Here is a 21,918-nt window from a genome sequence, read left to right on the forward strand (position 1 = left end):
AAGCGGAAGCGGCTCGTTCAGAATATCAGGCGCTCCAAATCGATCTTACACGAAATTTTATTTTCAAAATGGAAAAGTTTTAAAAATATCCATATAATAAAAAGGGACAAACTCTCTCTGTAATAAGCGGAGAGAGTTTCCCTTGTTTTATATAAAAGCGATAGCAATTACATAGAGGTGAAGAGCATGGAATTAGTAGAAATTAGGCAAGAATTAGAGAAAATGGCTAAGAGATTAGCGGCTTTTAGGGGGTCTCTTTGACCTTCCTACAAAGGAAAAACGCATTGCAGAATTAGAAGAAACAATGATGGGTGCAGGCTTTTGGGATGATCAACAAGGCGCACAAACTGTAATTAATGAAGCGAATGCGTTAAAAGAAATGGTTGGGAAGTTTCGTCAGTTAGATGAAACATTCGAAAATTTAGAAGTGACACATGAACTTTTAAAAGAAGAATATGATGAAGATTTACATGAGGAATTAGAATCTGAAGTGAAATCTTTAGTTCGAGAAATGAATGAGTACGAGCTTCAGCTATTATTAAGCGATCCTTATGATAAAAATAATGCGATTTTAGAACTACATCCAGGTGCTGGTGGAACAGAATCACAAGATTGGGGTTCTATGCTATTACGTATGTATACACGCTGGGCTGAAAAACGCGGGTTTAAAGTAGATACAGTCGATTATTTACCAGGCGATGAAGCAGGAATCAAAAGCGTAACATTGTTAATTAAAGGTCATAACGCTTACGGTTACTTGAAAGCAGAGAAAGGTGTACATCGTCTTGTACGTATTTCACCGTTTGACTCTTCAGGCCGTCGTCATACATCGTTCGTATCTTGTGAAGTTGTACCTGAATTTAATGATGATATCGAGATTGAAGTGCGTACGGAAGATTTAAAAATAGATACGTACCGTGCAAGTGGTGCGGGTGGACAGCACGTTAATACGACGGATTCAGCGGTTCGTATTACACATACGCCAACGAATACGGTTGTAACATGTCAATCTGAGCGTTCGCAAATTAAAAACCGTGAACATGCGATGAAAATGTTAAAGGCGAAATTATATCAAAAGAAATTAGAAGAACAGCAAGCGCAGTTAAATGAAATTCGTGGTGAACAAAAAGAAATTGGCTGGGGTAGCCAAATTCGTTCTTACGTATTCCACCCATACTCTCTAGTGAAAGACCACCGTACAAATACGGAAGTTGGTAATGTACAAGCGGTTATGGATGGAGAAATTGATCCGTTTATTGATGCATATTTACGCTCTCGTATTTCTTAAGAAAAAAAGCCAACGGACTGTTGGCCTATCGTTGAGGAGATAGAGGGGAATAATGAGGTACATCTTGTCTGTATTGATGAGAGAAGGAGGAAGAGGAGTTGGGTGACAACTTCTCTTTTTGATGAGCTTGGTTTTATGATACAAGGTCGTATATTGTTTTGTAAAAAGTAAAAAATATTAAGAAGCAAGCTATAAATGATAAGGAAGCCGTATAGAATTTTTCCTTTTCTGTTTTGTAAAAACAGTATCTTTATAGTAATTTACATTTGTTCACAGAATTGAAACAATTGGTGAAAGCTTTATATGAGTAGGGTTCTCATCCCTTTTGTAAAAAATATCCTATGGAGGTTGGTTTTTCTATAAGGGGATAATTATTATAATGGCAAGTGAGAGCTATGTGAAAGTATGGCTATATCAATAATAAGAAGGATATCAACAATGGGGAGCGATATAAGTGAAAAAGAAATTGTTGGCTATTGCATTAGGAACATCATTAGCTTTTACTATAGGAGCATGTGGAAAGAAAGAAGAAAATAAATCTTCTAATCAATCTGCAAGTACAGATAGTGCAGAGCAAATTTTCAAAAAAAGTTGTGCAGGTTGTCATGCTAGCGACTTATCTGGTGCAACTGGACCTGATTTACGAAAAGTAGGCGGTAAATACGACGCGGCGGAGATTGAAAATATTATCAAAAAAGGACGCGGTTCAATGCCAGCGGAACTTATTCAAGGTGAGGATGCAAAAAAAGTATCAGAGTGGTTAGCAGAACATAAGTAAGAAAAGCGGAAGTGGCTTGTTCAGAATAGAAGGAAGAAGCAAAGCCACTGAGCATTCTAGCCGCTAAAGCTAGAACGTAAAAAAAGTGGAGCTGACTGTTTAGCAGTGTTGGCTAAGGGGCTTTTTTGTGTGGAAGGTTCTTAGACATGATGGGCTAAACAGTCAGTTTTTTGGGTTGTTTTATAAAAAGCTAGACTTATAAAATGATATAGACTTGTTTATGATGTATATGTATCTATTTTGATTTTAAAATAGATAAACTGCTGCTATGAAGAACAAAAGGTGACCTGTACTCGTTTTCTCTCTTTGTTTTAACTTGGCATGGGGTAGGAAAAGGATCTGACCGCTTCTATGCATGGCCGGATGATCTCTCCCATCTAAAAAAGAAAGGGTTTATGTTTGTTTTTTCAATTTGTACTTATATAGTTAGGAATTAACCTTTTATCGAGGAAAGGAAGCTTTGAATAACTGCTTTTTCTTGTTTCTTTTTGCGCTGTAACATAACTGTAACAAAACTGTATCCGAATTGGAAACCGAATGATGTTACAATGTAGTTTGTAGAATTTTGCTGAAACATGTACATAAGCAACAGTGATAGACTGAAACTGCTGTTACTGTTATTTGAAACAACAGAAATACTTTAATAGGTTTGTAGTACAGCAGAGTGTAAGTAAGAGTGGGAGCTTTTGCTTGCATGTTCAGATAGACAGAAAAAGTATGTCGAAAAAAAATCATTAAGTATTGGGTGATAAATAATGATAAAAATGACGAATGTTTATAAGGAGTATCCAAATGGTATGAAAGCCATCGATGGACTCACAGTTAGCATTAAGCAGGGTGAATTTGTATACGTAGTTGGACCGAGTGGAGCCGGAAAATCTACATTTATTAAGATGATGTATCGTGAAGAAAAACCAACAACAGGATCTATCAATGTGAATGGACTTGTAATTGAAACGTTAGCAGAGCGAGATGTACCATATTTTCGCCGTCAGCTAGGCGTAATTTTCCAAGACTTTAAATTGCTACCTAAATTAACGGTATATGAGAATGTAGCGTTTGCTTTAGAAGTAATTGAAGAAGAGCCTGATGCAATTCGTGAGCGTGTTACTGAAGTACTGGGTCTTGTAAGCCTTGAAGATCGTGCGGACGCACTTCCAACTGAGCTTTCAGGTGGAGAACAACAGCGTGTGGCGATTGCAAGGGCGATTGTAAATAAGCCAAAAGTTGTGATTGCCGATGAGCCGACAGGAAACTTAGATATTGATACAGCACTTGATATTATGAGTATCTTTAAACGTATTAATGAGCGCGGTACAACAATTGTTATGGCAACACATAACGCAGATATCGTAAATACAATTCGTCATCGCGTAATTGCGATTGAAGGCGGAAAAATTGTTCGAGATGAGATTGAGGGAGGATACGGATATGAAGACTAAAACCCTTAGTCGGCATTTACGAGAAGGTGTAAAAAATCTATCCCGTAACGGATGGATGACGTTTGCTTCTGTAAGTGCAGTAACAGTTACATTATTACTTGTAGGTGTCTTTTTAACAGCGATTATGAATATGAACCACTTTGCAACGAAAGTGGAGCAAGATGTAGAAATTCGTGTACACATTGATCCAGCGGCGAAAGAAGCGGATCAAAAGAAATTGGAAAAAGATCTTAGCAAAATTGCAAAAGTAGATTCTGTTAAATATTCTTCTAAAGAAGAAGAGTTAAAACGTTTGATTAAAAGCTTAGGTGACAGCGGAAAAACGTTTGAGTTATTTGAGCAAGATAATCCACTTAAAAACGTATTTATTGTAAAGGCGAAAGAACCAACAGATACAGCTACAATTGCGAAAAAAGTTGAAAAAATGCAGTTTGTAAGTACAGTTCAATATGGTAAAGGCCAAGTTGAAAAATTATTTGATACAGTGAACACAGGCCGTAATATTGGGATTTTGTTAATTGCTGGTCTATTATTCACAGCAATGTTCTTAATCTCTAATACAATCAAAATTACAATTTATGCACGAAGCACGGAGATTGAAATTATGAAACTTGTAGGTGCGACAAACTGGTTTATCCGTTGGCCGTTCTTATTAGAAGGTTTATTCTTAGGTGTACTTGGTTCGATTCTCCCAATTGTTGTAATTTTATCTACTTATAATTCGCTTCAAGGTATGTTTAACCAGAAGCTTGGAGGAACGATTTTCGAACTTCTTCCATATAGTCCGTTTGTATTCCAACTTTCCGGTTTATTAATGTTAATTGGTGCATTAATCGGTATGTGGGGAAGCGTAATGTCAATTCGTCGCTTCTTAAAAGTATAAAAAGTTGCAAACATAATTCGTACAAGCTTATCATATAGTAGAAATAGGTAAAGGCATCACACAATGTGTGATGCCTTTTGCTACACCACCTGTGTGTTCTGGAAAGGGGAATTCCGCATTGAAACGTAGAGTTGCGATTATTGGAATGATTGTTGCATTTTTAATTGGTGCTGGCGGAATGTTTGCAGGTATGTATATGTTTGGAATCAATCCATCATATATGGCGCAAACAATTACAGGCGATAGTGCCGGCACGAAACAAGGGGATTTAGCTAAAATTAATGAGGCGTTTGCACTGATTGATTCGCGTTATGTGGAAGACGTGAAGGATGAAAAGCTTGTTGAGGGTGCGATACAGGGTATGTTGTCGACGCTGAAGGACCCTTATTCCACGTATATGGATAAGGAAACAGCGAAGCAATTTACAGAGTCGCTTGATCCGGAGCTTGAAGGTATTGGTGCTGAGGTGAACAAAACCGATGGAAAACTGATCATTGTCTCTCCGATTAAAGGGTCACCAGCAGAAAAAGCAGGCATTAAGCCAAATGATCAAATTTTATCAGTAAATGGAAACAGTGTAAAAGATTTATCACGTGAAGAAGCGGTCTTAAAGATTCGTGGTAAACAAGGAACGGACGTTACGCTTGAGATAAAGCGTTCAGGAGTAGCAGATCCACTAGAATTTAAAATTAAACGTGAAAAAATTCCGATTTTTACTGTGTTTAGTTCTGTAAAGAAAGAGAAGGAGAAAAATATTGGTTATATCCAAATTACATCTTTCTCTGAAAATACAGCGAAAGAATTTAAAGATCAATTAAAAGAACTTGAAAAGAAAGATATAAAAGGCCTTGTCATTGATGTACGTGGTAATCCAGGAGGTTACTTAAATAGCGTACAAGATATTTTAGGATTAATTATGACGGACAAAAAGCCAATGATGCAAGTTGAACAACGAAATGGTGAGAAAAAGAAATTCTCAACTGCATTAAAAGAGAGAAAATCATATCCGATTTCAGTATTAATTGATAAAGGAAGTGCATCGGCTTCAGAAATTTTAGCAGGTGCATTAAAAGAAGGCGAAGGATATGATTTAGTTGGTGAAAAAACATTTGGAAAAGGTACTGTTCAGCAAGCTGTTCCGTTTAAAGATGGCAGCAATATTAAACTGACAATGTTTAAATGGCTTACACCAGATGGCAATTGGATTCATAAGAAAGGAATTGCCCCAACGGTGGAAGTGAAACAGCCAGATTATTATCATGCAACGCCAATTCAAATTGAGAAAACACTTTCTTATAATTCAAATGATGTACAAGTGAAGCATGCGCAAGAAATGCTGAAAAGTTTAGGATATGTGCCTGGACGTGAGGATGGATACTTTAGTAAGGAAACAGAGTCGGCTTTAAAAGCATTCCAAAATGCAAATGAAATGGAAATGACAGGTCAGCTTGATAAGAAGACAGCTGAAGCGATTCAAAATAAAATCATTGAAAAGATTCGTTCTGGTGAAAATGATCTGCAATTGCAGGCAGCATTAAAATTAATGGCGAAATAAGGAAAATACAGGCATATTATTGCCTGTATTTTTTTGTGTGTTTATCCCGCTACTTATGAACGGTAACACTTCTATCTCAAAATTTAGAAAAAGAAAAGAAGGTAGATGGGGGATGGAGAAAACTCCACTGATTAAAGTTTCACTTTATGATAAGATAAAAAGAAAGAATAAATGGTGGTGAAGCGATTCGTGGAGGCGTGGTCTTTTGAGATAATGCGAGCAGTTGGGCGTTTTTTCTTACACCCTGCTGTCTATGTATTTTTGATAAGTAGCATTTTTGTTGGATACTTACGTATATTACGAGAACGAAAAGATTTTTCTTTTAAAGTATATGATATTTGGTTTGAACTACGAACATCCTTATTTTCAGGAGTTGGATATGGATTCGTTGTATCCATCATAACAGTTGGAGCCGGACTAGTTATGTCGCAAGCAAGTATATGGATGATTTTAATTTGGACACTAGTATTTGGACTAGCTGCTCAATATAGATATTTATCTTCTGCTTACACATTTGGCGTGGCGATTGTAGCAGCTTTATTATCTTCTAAACTTCCAATCTCTTTCTTACAGCTTGGAGAAGGAGAAGAGAGTACCATTGCATCACTTGCCATTTTACTAGGCTTGATGTTAGTAGTAGAAGGATTATTAATTTCGAAAAATGCGGTGCGGCATTCAACGCCTAAAATGCGTAAAGGAAAGCGCGGTTTAAATATTGGACTACATGAATCAAAGCGTTTATGGCTCGTTCCGATTTTTATTCTTGTGCCGGGGGATGCTGTTACACAATTTGTTTCGTGGTGGCCGGTCATTTCTGTTGGTTCACAAACGTATTCCTTATTCCTTGTACCGTTTTTAATTGGCTTTATGCGAACAATTAGAAGTGAGGAACCGACAGAAGCATTATTATTTACAGGAAGACGTATATTTGGTTTAGCGACCCTTGTTCTTGTTTTAGGAGTGGTCAGTTATTGGTGGCCTATTGTAGCTATTCTTGCGATGGGAGTCGCGATGCTTGGTCGCTTTACTATTGCGATGCGGGAACGTATAGCTGATGAAACGTGCCCAGCATATTTTGCAGCGCGCGACGATGGATTAGTTGTATTAGGTATAATTCCGAATACAGTCGGTGTAGAAATGGATCTGAAGCCCGGAGAGGTTATTACGAAAGTAAACGGTGTAATTCCTAAAAGTGCAGAAGAGTTTTATGATGCGCTTCAGTCCAAGACGACAGGGGCATTTTGTAAGTTAGAAGTACTTGATACAAAAGGTGAGCTCCGCCTTGCTCAAACGGCACTATATGCAGATGGACATCATGAATTGGGAATTGTGTTTGTAGAACAGAATCATAAGTGGGATACGGAAGCAGTGTAATTTAAAAGACCTTGTATATGTAATTTTAACAGAATTAGCGTACCATATAGGTAGGTAAGAAAAAGATACATATATAGGAGGCTGTAAAAAATGATCGTAACAACAACTTCTGTTATTCAAGGGAAAGAAATTATCGAGTACATTGATATCGTAAACGGTGAAGCAATTATGGGTGCAAATATCGTCCGCGACTTATTTGCTTCTGTTCGTGACATTGTCGGTGGCCGTTCTGGTGCATATGAAAGTAAATTAAAAGAAGCACGTGATATTGCGATGGAAGAGATGAAATCTCTTGCGAAGCAAAAAGGTGCAAACGCGATTGTTGGCATTGACGTAGACTATGAGGTAGTTCGCGAAGGGATGTTAATGGTTGCGGTAAGTGGAACAGCTGTCCGTGTGTAGAATATAAAGAAAGAAGCCGTGCTTAATGCACGGCTTTTTGTATGCTTGCTTATGTCGTATATTGTCGAAGTGCCGATATATTTGCAGCATCCTAGCATGTCGAATCATCGATATTTCTTGGGAAATGGCAGCGGCCTCGTCGAGATATAGGGAAGACATTAGAGTGCTTCCTTACAATTCCTGATTTTCTCCAATAACTGCTCATATTCTTGTTCAAGAATTGTAACATCATCCTGTCGATCAGGCATCGAAATCCGGCTAATGATTTCTGTTAATTTTGTTTGCAATCGTAACAGTTCTTGCTCGGTAGTGTTTACAGAAGTTTGTTCTGTTCGATTCATATATTGATCATAATTTCCGTGGAAGAGTCGTGGTTCAGTCTCATCTATGTGTAAGATATAATCTGCAACCGAACGAATAAATGCACGGTCATGGCTAATGAAAAGGACGGTGCCAGGATATTCTTGCAACATGTTTTCTAGTTCTTCCTGAGTTGTTAAATCTAAATAGTTCGTCGGTTCATCGAGCAGAAGCATGTTATAGTTTCCTAAAAACACTCTCGCTAGTGCCACCTTTGTTTGCTCGCCACCGCTCAATACATGCACAGGTTTATGCACATCTTCGCGCCGGAAGAGAAGGCGAGCTAGTATTGTTCTGACGAAAGCTTCCGTATAATTTGTTTCTTCTAAAACATTCTCTAAAATTGTTTTATCTGTTTTTAAAATAGATAATGTCTGTTCAAAGTATCCAATTTTACAGCTTTTTGAAAGCTGAATGCCGCGCTCATTTGAGAGAATCATTTTGAATAACGTTGTTTTCCCGCTTCCGTTTGCACCTAAAATAGCAATTTTTGCACCGGGAGAAACACTGCCGTTCATATTTTGAAACAGTGTACGGTCGCCTAGCCTTTTCGTTGTTTTATTAAATTGTACAGCTGTTTTACTATGAATCGGTGCATGGTGTTGTACATTAAACTGAGTTTGAGCTAACTCTTTCGGTTTTTCTTTCTTTTCTAGTTTTTCAAGTCTCGTTTCTAATGCTTTTGCTGCTTTACTAACGTTTTCTTGGCCATGGGCAGCACCTAACTTATAAAGCCTAGACTCAGAAGAACTATACCGGGTTGGAATCTTTGTCATACTAGAAGCGCGCTGTTTTCGGTGTAAAATAGATTGTTCTAATCGTTTCTTTTCTTGTACATATTGTTCATATTCAGCTCTTTGTTCAGTGCGTTCACGTTCTTTTTGTTCCCGATAATTTGAATAGTTCCCTTTATATTCACGAACTGTACCGTCTTCAATTTCAATGATCTTTGTACAAATCGTATCTAGAAATGCACGATCATGAGAAATTAGAACGAGTGCACCTTTATAAGATAGGAGTGCTTGTTCTAATTGCTCTGTGCCATACATATCTAAATGACTTGTCGGTTCATCTGCAAATAAGATGGAAGCTTCCTGCTCAAGAGCATGAGCGATCTTTAAGCGCATTCGTTCACCGCCACTCATTGCATCTGAAACGTTTGAAATGTTCCACTTTCCTTTTGCAAAAGTGGAAGTATCCTCCAATGTTTCCTCGCTAAATTGAGGGATAATGGCGATCGAACCATAATGTGAGACAGAACCTTCGTCCGGCTCTATTTCTTTGCTTAATATTTGTAGTAGCGTAGATTTTCCGGCTCCATTGACTCCGACAATGCCGATGCGGTCATTTCCTTGAATTTCAAGCGATTGTACTGTAAATATAGTGCGGTCACCAAAGCTTTTTTCAATATTGCGTGCGAATAAAATGGTCATAAAAAAACCTCCCTAGTTTCACTAGAGAGGATAGACGTCACCCATAGATGTAAAAAAGTGTGCAGAAATAAGCGATGCACATATTTTTACACGATCGCGATAAAAGAAAGTATCGACAAATGGACAGACTAATCCTCTTCTAGTTTTCATCATTTTGTTTCACTATGCGTGATGGATGAATAAATAAGAGAATTAGAACTTCATTGGCCGGATTACCTTCCTTTCATAATGTTATTTTCATTGTATGCGTATACAATGAGATTTGTCAAACTAGTTTCTGGTTATTATTTCCGGAATTGTTCATTGTATAGTTTCGCTTTTGCTAAGGCTTCTTTATCGTTTGAAATTTCATCAGGTGCATTAGCATCACCGATAATGTAGCCTTCAAAAGAAGAACCGGTAAAATCAAAGATGTATTGAAATTGTGCGATAAGTGGTAATGCTTTTAACTTTGGATTATCTCCACCAACAATGACAACGTACATCTTTTTTTCTTTCATCTTTTCTTTAAAATGAAGGGATCTATCACGTAAACTTTGTGACCAGCGATCAACAAAGTTTTTCATATGTCCGCTCATCCCATACCAATATAGAGGTGTAGCGAAAATAATTGTGTCGTGTTCTAGCATTTGCTCAATTAGGTTTTGGTAATCATCATCTACTGGTTGAAATCCTTCTGCTTCATGACGTTGGTCTGTAATAGGATGAACGGTATGATTTCGTAAATAAACTTGTTCTGCATCGATACCATCAATCATCATGTGTGTAAGGGCTTCTGTATTTCCATTTGAACGGGAGCTTCCGTGTATAACGAACATATGCAATCATTCCTTTTTCTTCGTTTTTTTTAGGAGTGAAACATGCTTCTGTATATTCGCTTGAATATTGGAGAGCAGTGAAATTTGCTTTGTTACCTCAGCCAGCTTTTCTTCGTAAAGTGTAAGAATACTACTGCATGGATTTTCGTATAATTGTGGTTCAATTTCTAAGCAGCGCAGCATTCTTGCAGTTTCTTCTAAATTTAAGCCAAGCTGTAAGTACATCTGAATGAGTTCAACTTTTCTGGTGGCACTTGCCTCAAAATCACGATAGCCATTTGTAAGGCGTTTCGAAGGAAGCAACCCTTTTTCTTCATAATGCCTTAATGAACGTTCACTGACGCCAGTTCGCTTTGATAATTCTCCAATTCGCACTGCATTTCACTCCTTTCGTATATATTGTAAACCTTCACACTAATGTGAAGGTCAACTCTGTTTTTGTGCAAATGAATGAACGTGGTCTAAAAAGACTTGAATGGCTTTGGAAGGAATAAAGTATTTGCCACGAACGATAGAGAAAGGACGGATGAGTTTTTCGTTTGGAACTTCGACATGGAAAAGTTCTTTTGCTTGTAGCTCTTTCCTTACGGTCCAGTCAGAAAGGATTGCAATGCCGAGTCCAGCAGCAACGGCTTCTTTTACGCTTTGAATGCTGCTAAATGTAAAGAAACGCTTCATTTTTAAATGGTGCTGATGGATAAAACGATCGCTATAGGCGCGTGTTCCAGATCCCATCTCCCTGAGAATCCATACTTGATCTTGAAGTGAAGCTTCGTTAATTGCATGTGCACCCAGAAGAGGATGTTTTGGTGGAACGACTAGTTTCATTTCATCTTTCATAAAAGTCTCTACATCTATATCAGTGTATACGACTTGACCCTCTACTAAGCCAATATCGATTTGGTTGGAACGAATGCTTTGGAGAACTTCTTCTGTGTTGGAGATAAACGTGTGTACTTCCACACGCGGATTTTCATTGGCGTAGCGTGCTAATATTTTTGGGAGTAAATATTCACCAATTGTAAAACTTGCCCCGATGCGCAGTGTACCTGTAACAACGTTATGTAGTTCGTTAATTTCTTGTTTTGCTTCTTCATAAAGAGATAGCATTTGCTTCGCATGTATGTATAGAATATTGCCGGCTTCCGTAACTTGGACGTGTTTTGGAGAACGCTGAATGAGCGTAGTGCCAAATTCGTTTTCTAAATTGCGAATATGCATGCTGACGCCAGGCTGAGAGAGATTGAGCAATTCTGCCGCACGAGAGAAATGCTTTTGTTCTACGACGGTCACAAATATTTTTAAAATATCGACGTTCATGATGTTTGCTCCTTTGCTCTTTTGTTATTGATCTAGAGATTAGCTTCGGCTTTTCTATTGTCTAGCTCCGGCAGCTAAAATCTCCGGTCGTTTCGTCCCCTCGGACGAGGCAAAAAGTGCCTCTCTGTCGGGGGCTCCAACGCCCTGAGATTTTGAACGAGCCGCCTCCATTTTTTTAGTTTATCATAAGTTTTTCTGATGATTGAGATTGAATATTGGTATTAAACTTATTATTGGAATGCTTTTATAATGGAAGTATAAGAAACATGCATGTTTTAATACGATTATTGGAGTGATCCAAAGTGGAACAAACACTTGTTATACAAAAGAAGAAGCGTCTCGGTTTTTCGCAGGGGATTGGGATTACATTGTTGATTGCGATTAGCGCGAAATATTTAGCGGAGCTTCCATTTTTAAATATTATGGGCCAATTAGTTATCGCTATTCTAATTGGAATGATTTGGAGAGCTACAATTGGTGTTCCAAGCGAAGCGATAGCGGGAACGAATTTTGCGAGTAAGAAGTTACTTCGCTTCGGAATTATTTTGCTAGGTATGCGATTAAATCTTGTTGATATTGCAAAGGCTGGGCCAAAGGTGCTAGTTATTGCAGCGATTGTCATTGCTTTTACACTTGTTGTTGTATACGCATTAACACGTGTTTTTAAAGTAGATAAAACACTTGGGATTTTAACAGCATGCGGGACGGCAATTTGCGGCGCGGCCGCGGTCGTGGCAATTGCACCGCAAGTGAAAGCGAAGGACGATGAAACAGCGGTCGGTGCAGCGATTATTGCTATTTTAGGTACAATTTTTACGTTGATTTATACTTTATTATACCCAGTTCTTGGATTATCCCCGTATGGTTACGGTGTATTTTCTGGAGCGACGCTGCATGAGATTGCACATGTCATCGCTGCTGCGGCGCCAGGTGGAAGCGCGTCTGTTGATATTGCGGTTATTGTAAAATTAACGCGTGTTGCCATGCTTGTACCAGTAGCGATTTTAATTGGCTTATGGTTTAAGCGTAGTGAGGGAAATGGGCAAAAAGGCTCTTGGCGTGATATTCCGATTCCGTGGTTTATCTTAGGGTTCTTGGCAATGAGTGCATTTCATTCATTAGGTGTTATACCGGAAGTGGTAGCAGGCTATATCGTAATCCTTGCTTATATGCTCATTGCGATGGCAATGGCGGGACTTGGTTTAAATGTAGAATTTACGACATTCCGTAAATTAGGAAGTAGAGCATTTGTAGCTGGATTGGTAGGATCTGTTTGCCTTTCTGTTCTTGGGTATATTCTCGTATATGCGTTAGGCTTTATGTAAGGTAACAAAAAGAGACATAGTGAATATGTCTCTTTTTTGAATTTTTTTACAAAAACACTTGAAAGTTACGTTACGTCATCTTTTACAATGAAAGAGGAAAGGGTGATGGAAATGATCTCGATTCAAGAACTTACAAAGGAAACAGGAGTTACGGTAAGAACACTTCGTTATTATGATCAAATTGATTTGTTGAAACCAAGCGGGAAAACAGAAGGTGGACACCGTTTATATAGTGAAGGGGACGTCATTCGTTTGCAACAAATTTTATTTTTAAAAGAAATGGGTTTCTCGTTAAAAGAGATTATGAATATACTAATGACAGATGAATTTAGCTTAAGAGAATCATTGGAAAAACAGCTTAAGTTTGTACAAGAAGAGCAGAAAAAGTTTGTACAAGAAGAGCAGAAAAAGTTTAATCGGATGGAACGGATTTTACAAGCTGTTGTGTATTCGGCTGAGTTAGAGGGAGAGTTAGATTGGAAAATTATGTTCGAACTTATTCAACTTTCGAGGCAGTCTCCTCGTATACGTGAAATATTTCAAAAGCAAGTGTTTTCAGAGGGTGAGCAAAAACTTCTTCGCAATTTGCCAAATATGAGCGAGGAGGATGAGAATGTTCGAGAATGGGTAGATGTGTTAAAACAGTTACGCAGCTTTATGAAAGAAGGGAAGGATGCATCTCATGATGCCGTGCAAGAAACTATAAAAAAGCTAATGGCTAAGTGTTTGGAGATGGCAAATGGGGATGAAGCATTTCTAGATAAATTATGGGAAGTACGAAAGTCAAAAGAAGACTCGCAGAAGATGAATATGTATCCAATTGAAGAGGAGCTTCTAGTGTATATGGATGAGGCTTTTCGTATATATGATGAGAAGGAGCGCGGAAAATGAGTATACTTGCAGAGTATCGTTGGTATTTCTTAATTGGTGCAGAAATTGTGTTTTGGATATCAGCAATTGGTTTCTTTTTACTTCGTTACGGATTTCGATTACGGAAAGCTAGTTTCATTGCTGGCATTGTGTTACTTCTCAATGAAGTCTTTATTTTAGCTTTAGGTGTCATGGATTATTATGAAACTGGTAAGTTTTCTAACTTTCAAATCATTACATTAGTGATATTGCTATATGCACTCTTTTATGGGAAAAAAGATTTAAAGAAATTAGATATACGTGTACAGAAACTCGTTACGAAATGGCGGAATGAACCACTTACACATATAGAAGAACCACTAGAGCTAACAGGCTGGGCTTACACAAAGCAGGAGATTGGAGAATGGAGTTTACATCTCGTTTTGTTTATCGTTGTTCATATTGTCTTTTTCTTTATGTATGGATTCGTGCCGATTGAACAGTGGGGAAATTGGCTTGAAAAAGGAATTGTGTTAAATGAGGCAGCCAGCCGTGTGAGTCAAGTTTGGGGAATTGTATTTTTAGTTGATACGGTAATTACATTTTCATATGTGTTTTTTCCAAAAAAAGAAAAAAAGCTGCTGTCCTAATGGGACAACAGCTTTTTCATTATGCAACGTCTTCTTTTTGTTTATTTTGTAGCGTACTATTTTTGTAACCGTAACTGAAGTAGACAACAAGTCCAATTACAAGCCATACTGCAAAGCCAATCCATGTTGTTGCTGGGAGCTGCAATGCTAGGTATCCACAGAATAGAACAGCTAAAGCAGGAATCCATGGTACTAATGGCACTTTAAAAGCACGCGGTAGTTCTGGTTGTTTTTTGCGTAAGATGATTACCCCAATGGATACAACGATGAATGCGAATAGTGTACCGATATTTGTTAATTCTGCTAGTTTGTTTAAAGGAATGAAACCAGCAAAGAAAGCAACCATAGTTGCAGTAATCCAACTATTGATAACAGGTGTTTTTGTTTTCTTGTTCACGCGAGAAAGTGCTTTTGGTAGTAAGCCATCGCGGCTAATTGCGTAAAATAAACGTGTTTGTCCATATAACATAACGAGTAACACAGTTGTAATTCCAGTAATTGCTCCTAAAGAAATGAAACCTGCGATCCAATCTTGTTGGATGTATTGTAGTGCAAATGCAACAGGGTTTTTAACACCTAACTGATCGTAAGGTACAATTCCAGTTAAAATTAATGAAACAACGATATATAAAATTGTACAGATTGTTAAAGAAGCAATAATGCCGATCGGCATGTTACGCTGTGGGTTTTTTACTTCTTCAGCAGCTGTTGATACAGCGTCAAATCCGATGTAAGCAAAGAATACAGTTGCAGCTCCAGTTGTTACGCCAGAGAAGCCGAACGGCATAAATGGTGTCCAGTTTTCAGGTTTGACATAGAAAGCGCCAACACCGATAAATAGTAAGACAACAAAGAGTTTGATAGCTACCATGATCGCATTAAAGCGAGCTGATTTTTTTGCTCCTCTTGTTAACAACAATGTCATTAGAAAGATAATACAGATTGCCGGTAAGTCTACGTATGTTCCAGCTTCAGGATTATATGCGCTTGTTAAAGCGGTAGGTAATGTAATCCCGAATCCACTTAATAATCCTTGGAAATATCCTGACCAACCAGAGGCAACAGCTGAGGAAGCTAAGCCGTATTCTAAAATTAAATCCCACCCTAAAATCCAGGCGATTAATTCTCCAAATGTTGCATAGCTATAAGTGTATGCACTACCAGATACCGGTACAGTTGATGCGAATTCAGAATAACATAGTGCTGCAAATACACAGGCTAAACCGGATAAAATAAACGATAGAATAAGTGCTGGTCCTGCGTGTTCTGCTGCGGCAACACCAGTAAGAACGAAAATGCCTGTTCCAATAATGGCGCCGACCCCGAGCATTGTGAGATCAAATGCACTGAGTTCTTTCTTTAAAGATGCCCCTTTTTGTTCTGCCTGTGCTAATAATGCTGAAATGGATTTTTTCCGAAATAGATTCATATAGATCCCTCACCCCTTAGTTGTTATAATATTCTGAAAAAATATTCCCGTTTTGTCGTATCGTGTCGAATCTTTGTAGTTCGTATTCTAAAGTAAAATAATATTTTTGTAAATATTTATTTTTTAGAAAATTCTACCTATTAATATTGTTCTTCTAGTTAATCTCGTGTTGAATGAGAGTATAAAGCCAAAACAAGCTGGAGAGGATTTAATATGAGAAAAGGAATTGCCTCATTGTGTCTTCTATTTTGTATTGGAAGCTTAGTAGCATGTTCACAATCGGGCGGTAAAATTGACGAGAATAATGATGTGATTGCAAAAGGACATAAAATTTCTAATTTACATAAATTCGAGAAGTTCTTCATGAATGTTGAAAAAGGTAGAGCGGATAAAATATGCATTGTGAATTATACACATGAAGGAGATCCAATCTTTCAAACGCTAGAATATGTTGGGAGAGAAATCAGCTATAAGGTAGATAATTCTTATGATAAATTTGCTGGTAAAGATAAAGGAATTTACTCCGATACTTGTAAAAAGATAATGAAAGATACTCGTGGAGATATAAGGTATATGCTACATGATTGTGTGAAAGAAACAGGTCATAATGGATATGACCTGTTACGTATACCGGCAAAATAAATGGGATTAAAAAAGGAAGGGCCTTATAAAAAGAAGAAACCTTCCTTTTGCTATGTTTATCCCGCTATTTGCGGGCAGTAAGACTCCCATCTCAAGATTCAGAGAGAAACGAGGAAGATAGGCGGGGGACAACTGCCCGTAAAAGACAGATTCATTAATCATCAGTGGAGATGAAGAAAACCCCTACTGATGGAAGTTTCACTTTATATTGTCGAAAACTTTACCGAATATCTGTTCGTTTTCTTGGTTTTTTCATGGGCATTCGTGGTAAAATGAGAATACAGATTTTTTACAAGGAGGTCGGTTTTGTTTGGAACATCAATTTGAGATTGTCTCAGAATATTCCCCGCAAGGTGATCAGCCAAGAGCGATAAAGCAGCTGGTAGCGGGGATTAATAATGGTAAGAAACATCAAGTGTTGCTTGGAGCGACAGGAACGGGAAAGACATTTACGATTTCGAATGTTATTAAAGAAGTGAAGAAGCCAACGCTTGTAATGGCTCATAATAAAACATTAGCAGGACAACTGTATAGTGAACTCAAAGATTTTTTTCCGAACAATGCTGTTGAGTATTTTGTGAGTTATTACGATTATTATCAACCGGAAGCGTATGTACCACAAACCGATACGTTTATTGAAAAAGATGCACAAATCAATGATGAGATTGATAAATTACGTCACTCAGCGACATCAGCTTTATTTGAACGAGATGATGTCATTATTGTAGCAAGTGTTTCTTGTATTTACGGCTTAGGTTCGCCAGAAGAATACCGTGAACTTGTGGTTTCTTTGCGCGTTGGTATGGAAAAGGACCGTAATCAATTGCTTCGTGAACTTGTTGATGTGCAGTACGGTCGTAATGATATTGATTTTAAACGCGGAACATTTCGAGTGCGCGGAGATGTAGTTGAGATTTTTCCAGCATCGCTTGATGAACATTGTATTCGGATTGAGTTTTTTGGCGATGAGATTGATCGTATCCGTGAAGTGAATGCCTTAACAGGTGAAGTATTAGCAGAACGTGAACATGTAGCAATCTTTCCGGCATCTCACTTCGTTACACGTGAAGAAAAAATGAAAGTTGCCATTGAAAATATTGAAAAAGAATTAGAAGAACGTTTAAAAGAATTAAATGATAACGGTAAATTGTTAGAAGCCCAGCGTATTGAACAGCGAACTCGTTACGATTTAGAAATGATGCGAGAGATGGGATTTTGTTCGGGGATTGAAAACTACTCCCGTCATTTGACGCTCCGTCCAGCTGGTTCAACACCATATACATTAATAGATTATTTCCCTAAAGATTTCCTAATTGTTATGGATGAGTCGCATGTAACAGTGCCACAAGTAAGAGCGATGTATAATGGGGACCAAGCGCGTAAACAAGTGCTTGTTGACCATGGATTTCGCTTGCCGTCAGCGATGGATAATAGACCGCTTATGTTTGAAGAGTTTGAAGAGAAAACGAATCAAGTTGTGTATGTATCAGCAACACCGGGTCCATATGAACTAGAGCTTACACCGGAAGTTGTGGAGCAAATTATCCGTCCAACGGGGCTTTTAGATCCGCAAATTGATGTAAGACCAATTGAAGGGCAAATAGATGATTTATTAGGAGAAATCCATGACCGCATTGCGAAAAATGAGCGTGTATTGATTACGACATTAACAAAGAAAATGTCAGAGGATTTAACAGATTATTTAAAAGATGTTGGTATTAAAGTAAACTACTTACATTCTGAAATTAAAACGCTAGAGCGGATTGAAATTATTCGAGATCTTCGTCTTGGTAAATTTGATGTGCTTATTGGTATTAACTTGTTGCGAGAAGGGCTTGATATTCCAGAAGTATCACTCGTAGCGATTTTAGATGCGGACAAAGAAGGGTTCTTACGTTCAGAGCGATCATTGATTCAGACAATTGGTCGTGCCGCGCGTAATGAACACGGTCATGTAATCATGTACGCAGATCGCATAACGAGATCGATGGGAATTGCAATTGAAGAGACGAAACGCCGTCGTCAAAAGCAAGAAGCTTACAACGAGGAACATGGCATTACACCGAAAACAATTCAAAAAGAAGTACGTGACGTGATTCGTGCAACAACAGCTGCAGAAGAAACAGAAGTGTATGAAGCTGGGCCGGCTAAGAAAATGACGAAGAAAGAACGAGAAAAAACAATCGCGAAGATGGAAGCAGAAATGAAGGAAGCGGCAAAGGCACTAGACTTCGAGCGTGCAGCTGAGCTGAGAGATTTACTGCTAGAATTAAAAGCGGAAGGGTGAAAATAGTGAGCAAAGATTTTATCGTTGTAAAAGGTGCGAGGGCGCATAACTTAAAAAATATTGATGTAACCATTCCGAGAAATCAGCTCGTTGTTGTGACAGGTCTGTCTGGTTCAGGGAAATCATCATTAGCATTTGATACGATTTATGCCGAAGGGCAGCGCAGATACGTGGAGTCTTTATCCGCGTATGCGCGCCAATTTTTAGGGCAAATGGATAAACCGGATGTGGATACAATTGAAGGGTTATCGCCAGCAATTTCAATTGATCAAAAAACGACGAGTCGTAACCCGCGTTCAACAGTCGGAACGGTGACAGAGATTTATGATTATTTACGCCTATTATTTGCGCGTATTGGGACACCAATCTGTCCGAACCACGGGATTGAAATTACATCACAAACGGTAGAACAAATGGTAGACCGTGTTTTGGAATATCCAGAGCGCACGAAATTACAAGTGTTAGCACCGATTGTATCAGGTCGTAAAGGTGCACACGTGAAAGTATTAGAGGATATAAAGAAACAAGGTTATGTTCGCGTTCGTGTTGATGGAGAAATGCTTGATGTGTCTGAAGAAATTACGTTAGATAAAAACAAGAAGCATTCCATTGAAGTCGTAATTGACCGTATCGTTGTGAAAGAAGGGGTTGCAAGCCGCCTTGCAGATTCTCTTGAAAGTGCATTGAAACTAGGTGGAGGTCGTGTATTAATTGATGTGATTGGAGAAGAGGAGCTTTTATTTAGTGAGCATCATGCTTGCCCGCATTGTGGTTTTTCGATCGGTGAATTAGAACCTCGTATGTTCTCTTTCAATAGCCCATTTGGTGCGTGTCCGTCTTGTGATGGGCTTGGCTCAAAATTAGAGGTAGATTTAGAACTTGTAATTCCAAATTGGGATTTATCGTTAAATGGGCATGCGATTGCCCCTTGGGAACCGACTAGTTCGCAATATTATCCGCAATTACTGCAATCTGTGTGTAATCATTACGGCATTGATATGGATATGCCTGTGAAGGATATACCGAAAGAGTTATTTGATAAAGTGTTGTACGGAAGTGGAGAAGAGAAGGTTTATTTCCGTTATGTGAATGACTTTGGACAAGTGAAAGAAAGTGATATTTTATTTGAAGGAGTTATTCCAAATATTGAACGTCGCTACCGTGAAACAAGTTCTGATTACATTCGTGAACAAATGGAGAAGTATATGGCGGAGCAGGCGTGTCCGAAATGTAAGGGCGGCCGCTTGAAGCCAGAAAGCTTAGCTGTTTTTGTTGGCGGAAAAACGATTGCGGATGTAACGAAGTACTCTGTTCAAGAAGTTTATGATTTCTTCGAGGGCATTGAACTGACAGAAAAACAAGAAAAGATTGCTCGTTTAATTTTACGTGAAATTAAAGAGCGCGTAAGTTTCTTAATTAACGTTGGACTTGATTATTTAACATTAAGCCGTGCAGCAGGAACATTATCAGGTGGGGAAGCACAGCGTATTCGTCTTGCAACGCAAATTGGTTCTCGTTTAACTGGTGTATTGTATATTCTTGATGAACCTTCTATCGGTTTACATCAGCGTGACAATGATCGCCTGATTCGTACACTACAGGAAATGCGTGATTTAGGAAATACGCTAATCGTTGTTGAACATGATGAAGATACAATGATGGCGGCCGATTATTTACTTGATATTGGCCCTGGCGCAGGAATTCATGGTGGGCAAGTTGTGTCATCTGGCTCGCCAGATGAAGTGATGAATGATGATAATTCATTAACAGGGCAATATTTAAGCGGTAAGAAATTTATTCCGGTCCCATTTGAGAGACGTAAAGGGGATGGGCGTAAGGTCGAGATTATTGGTGCAAAAGAAAATAACTTAAAAAATGCGAAGATGTCATTCCCGCTTGGGACATTTGTAGCAGTAACCGGCGTATCTGGATCAGGAAAAAGTACGATGATCAATGAAGTTCTATATAAATCGTTAGCACAGAAATTATATAAGGCGAAAAGTAAGCCAGGAGCTCATAAGGAAATTAAAGGCCTTGAGCATTTAGATAAAGTTATTGATATTGATCAATCACCAATCGGACGTACACCGCGCTCGAATCCAGCAACATACACAGGCGTTTTCGATGATATCCGTGATGTGTTTGCGCAAACGAATGAAGCAAAAGTACGTGGGTATCAAAAGGGACGTTTTAGTTTTAACGTGAAAGGTGGCCGTTGTGAGGCTTGCCGCGGTGATGGGATTATTAAAATTGAAATGCATTTCTTACCGGATGTATATGTTCCATGTGAAGTATGTCATGGAAAACGTTATAATCGTGAAACGTTAGAAGTGAAATATAAAGATAAGAACATTTCTGAAGTACTAGGAATGACGATTGAAGATGGGGTAGAATTCTTTGCCAACATCCCGAAAATTAAACGGAAGTTGCAGACGCTTGTAGATGTAGGGCTAGGCTATATGAAATTAGGGCAGCCGGCTACTACATTATCGGGTGGTGAAGCGCAGCGTGTGAAACTTGCATCTGAATTACATCGCCGTTCTACAGGTCGTACGTTATATATTTTAGATGAGCCGACAACCGGCTTACATGCACATGATATTGCACGACTTCTAGAAGTATTACAGCGCCTTGTTGAAAGTGGGGAAACTGTGCTTGTTATCGAGCATAACCTAGATGTAATTAAGACAGCAGATTACATTGTTGACCTTGGTCCAGAAGGCGGAGACAAAGGTGGTCAAATCATTGCGTCAGGTACGCCGGAGCAAGTTGTAAAAGAAGAGCGTTCCTATACAGGGAAGTATTTAAAAGAGATTTTAGAGCGTGATACGGCTCGTATGAAAGAGAAGATGAATGAGGTTGAGGTAGGGAGCTAAGCCAATTGGCTAGCTCCTTGTTTTTGTTTGGGAGAGGATTTAGCGTGACAGGTATACAAGTATAAGGGCTGGAATAAGTTGTTATATAAACTCATTTCGATTTTCAGCATACAAATCACGGCTACGAAGCCAAAAGGAGACTCCTACTCATTTCCTCCCTCTGTTTTCACATGGCATGGGGCGAACCTCCTATGCATGGGTGGATGC

At 38.6% G+C, this 21,918-nt stretch carries 18 protein-coding genes; 13 read left to right on the top strand and 5 right to left on the bottom strand.

Translation table 11 applies throughout. The annotated features are described in order from the left end of the window. The first annotated feature begins 186 nt into the window (after positions 1-186). From prfB to JDS96_RS00930, 7 genes are all read left to right on the top strand, one after another. A protein-coding gene (gene prfB, locus JDS96_RS00900; protein ID WP_097786915.1) for a peptide chain release factor 2 occupies positions 187-1,288 on the top strand; the annotation gives its coding sequence in 2 pieces (ribosomal slippage) (positions 187-258 and positions 260-1,288; 1,101 coding nt in all). 454 nt (positions 1,289-1,742) lie between these two features. Beyond that, positions 1,743-2,066 carry a cytochrome c551 gene (cccB, locus tag JDS96_RS00905; RefSeq protein WP_003201828.1) on the top strand — a complete coding sequence of 108 codons (324 nt, stop codon included), beginning with the start codon at positions 1,743-1,745 and terminating at the stop codon, positions 2,064-2,066. A 755-nt stretch (positions 2,067-2,821) separates the two neighbouring features. Next, positions 2,822-3,508 carry a cell division ATP-binding protein FtsE gene (gene ftsE, locus JDS96_RS00910; protein WP_003209063.1) on the top strand — a complete coding sequence of 229 codons (687 nt, stop codon included), beginning with the start codon at positions 2,822-2,824 and terminating at the stop codon, positions 3,506-3,508. After that, positions 3,498-4,391 (top strand): permease-like cell division protein FtsX, encoded by an 894-nt coding sequence (gene ftsX, locus JDS96_RS00915; RefSeq protein ID WP_033796545.1) that lies wholly within the window; start codon positions 3,498-3,500, stop codon positions 4,389-4,391. Before ftsE ends, ftsX begins: the two co-directional genes overlap by 11 nt. A gap of 118 nt (positions 4,392-4,509) precedes the next feature. Then, positions 4,510-5,946: a S41 family peptidase gene (locus JDS96_RS00920; protein ID WP_472926292.1), complete on the top strand. Its 1,437-nt coding sequence runs from the start codon at positions 4,510-4,512 to the stop codon at positions 5,944-5,946. A gap of 171 nt (positions 5,947-6,117) precedes the next feature. Beyond that, positions 6,118-7,320: a PDZ domain-containing protein gene (locus JDS96_RS00925; protein ID WP_199665750.1), complete on the top strand. Its 1,203-nt coding sequence runs from the start codon at positions 6,118-6,120 to the stop codon at positions 7,318-7,320. A gap of 90 nt (positions 7,321-7,410) precedes the next feature. Continuing rightward, a complete protein-coding gene (locus tag JDS96_RS00930) occupies positions 7,411-7,722 on the top strand; it encodes a heavy metal-binding domain-containing protein (protein WP_003201842.1) in 312 nt (103 codons plus the stop codon). Positions 7,723-7,880: 158 nt separating this feature from the next. Here JDS96_RS00930 and abc-f read toward each other — a convergent pair whose 3' ends face one another. The 4 genes from abc-f to JDS96_RS00950 all read right to left on the bottom strand — a co-directional run bounded on the left by abc-f (position 7,881) and on the right by JDS96_RS00950 (position 11,653). Further along, entirely contained in the window at positions 7,881-9,515 is a 1,635-nt protein-coding gene (gene abc-f, locus JDS96_RS00935) for a ribosomal protection-like ABC-F family protein (RefSeq protein ID WP_199665751.1), read from the bottom strand. A gap of 284 nt (positions 9,516-9,799) precedes the next feature. Continuing rightward, positions 9,800-10,333: a flavodoxin family protein gene (locus JDS96_RS00940; protein ID WP_199665752.1), complete on the bottom strand. Its 534-nt coding sequence runs from the start codon at positions 10,331-10,333 to the stop codon at positions 9,800-9,802. A 6-nt stretch (positions 10,334-10,339) separates the two neighbouring features. Further along, positions 10,340-10,708 (bottom strand): MerR family transcriptional regulator, encoded by a 369-nt coding sequence (locus tag JDS96_RS00945; RefSeq protein ID WP_199665753.1) that lies wholly within the window; start codon positions 10,706-10,708, stop codon positions 10,340-10,342. A gap of 51 nt (positions 10,709-10,759) precedes the next feature. Further along, a complete protein-coding gene (locus JDS96_RS00950) occupies positions 10,760-11,653 on the bottom strand; it encodes a LysR family transcriptional regulator (protein ID WP_003201848.1) in 894 nt (297 codons plus the stop codon). A gap of 302 nt (positions 11,654-11,955) precedes the next feature. Here JDS96_RS00950 and JDS96_RS00955 point away from each other — a divergent pair, with 302 nt between their 5' ends. The 3 genes from JDS96_RS00955 to JDS96_RS00965 all read left to right on the top strand — a co-directional run bounded on the left by JDS96_RS00955 (position 11,956) and on the right by JDS96_RS00965 (position 14,477). Further along, a complete protein-coding gene (locus tag JDS96_RS00955) occupies positions 11,956-12,978 on the top strand; it encodes a YeiH family protein (RefSeq protein ID WP_003201850.1) in 1,023 nt (340 codons plus the stop codon). Positions 12,979-13,083: 105 nt separating this feature from the next. Continuing rightward, positions 13,084-13,869: a MerR family transcriptional regulator gene (locus tag JDS96_RS00960; protein WP_199665754.1), complete on the top strand. Its 786-nt coding sequence runs from the start codon at positions 13,084-13,086 to the stop codon at positions 13,867-13,869. Then, positions 13,866-14,477 (top strand): hypothetical protein, encoded by a 612-nt coding sequence (locus JDS96_RS00965; protein ID WP_199665755.1) that lies wholly within the window; start codon positions 13,866-13,868, stop codon positions 14,475-14,477. The genes JDS96_RS00960 and JDS96_RS00965 overlap by 4 nt, the downstream gene beginning before the upstream one ends. A gap of 19 nt (positions 14,478-14,496) precedes the next feature. On the opposite strand, the gene JDS96_RS00970 is transcribed toward JDS96_RS00965, so the two are convergent. Next, complete coding sequence (locus tag JDS96_RS00970) at positions 14,497-15,906, bottom strand: branched-chain amino acid transporter BcaP (RefSeq protein ID WP_199665756.1); 1,410 nt, start codon at positions 15,904-15,906, stop codon at positions 14,497-14,499. 213 nt (positions 15,907-16,119) lie between these two features. Between JDS96_RS00970 and JDS96_RS00975 the strand changes: the two genes are divergently transcribed. The 3 genes from JDS96_RS00975 (at position 16,120) to uvrA (ending at position 21,711) form a co-directional block, all read left to right on the top strand. Then, a complete protein-coding gene (locus JDS96_RS00975; protein ID WP_199665757.1) occupies positions 16,120-16,548 on the top strand; it encodes a DUF4362 domain-containing protein in 429 nt (142 codons plus the stop codon). Between the two features lie 310 nt (positions 16,549-16,858). Next, the gene (uvrB, locus tag JDS96_RS00980) at positions 16,859-18,835 is read left to right on the top strand and encodes an excinuclease ABC subunit B (protein ID WP_003201862.1); all 1,977 of its coding nucleotides are present in this window, start codon (positions 16,859-16,861) and stop codon (positions 18,833-18,835) included. 5 nt (positions 18,836-18,840) lie between these two features. Beyond that, entirely contained in the window at positions 18,841-21,711 is a 2,871-nt protein-coding gene (uvrA, locus tag JDS96_RS00985) for an excinuclease ABC subunit UvrA (protein ID WP_199665758.1), read from the top strand. Positions 21,712-21,918: the final 207 nt, after the last annotated feature.

Origin of the sequence: Bacillus cereus group sp. N21, from assembly GCF_016483395.1 — a bacterium.
In the GTDB taxonomy this organism is placed as follows: domain Bacteria; phylum Bacillota; class Bacilli; order Bacillales; family Bacillaceae_G; genus Bacillus_A; species Bacillus_A pseudomycoides.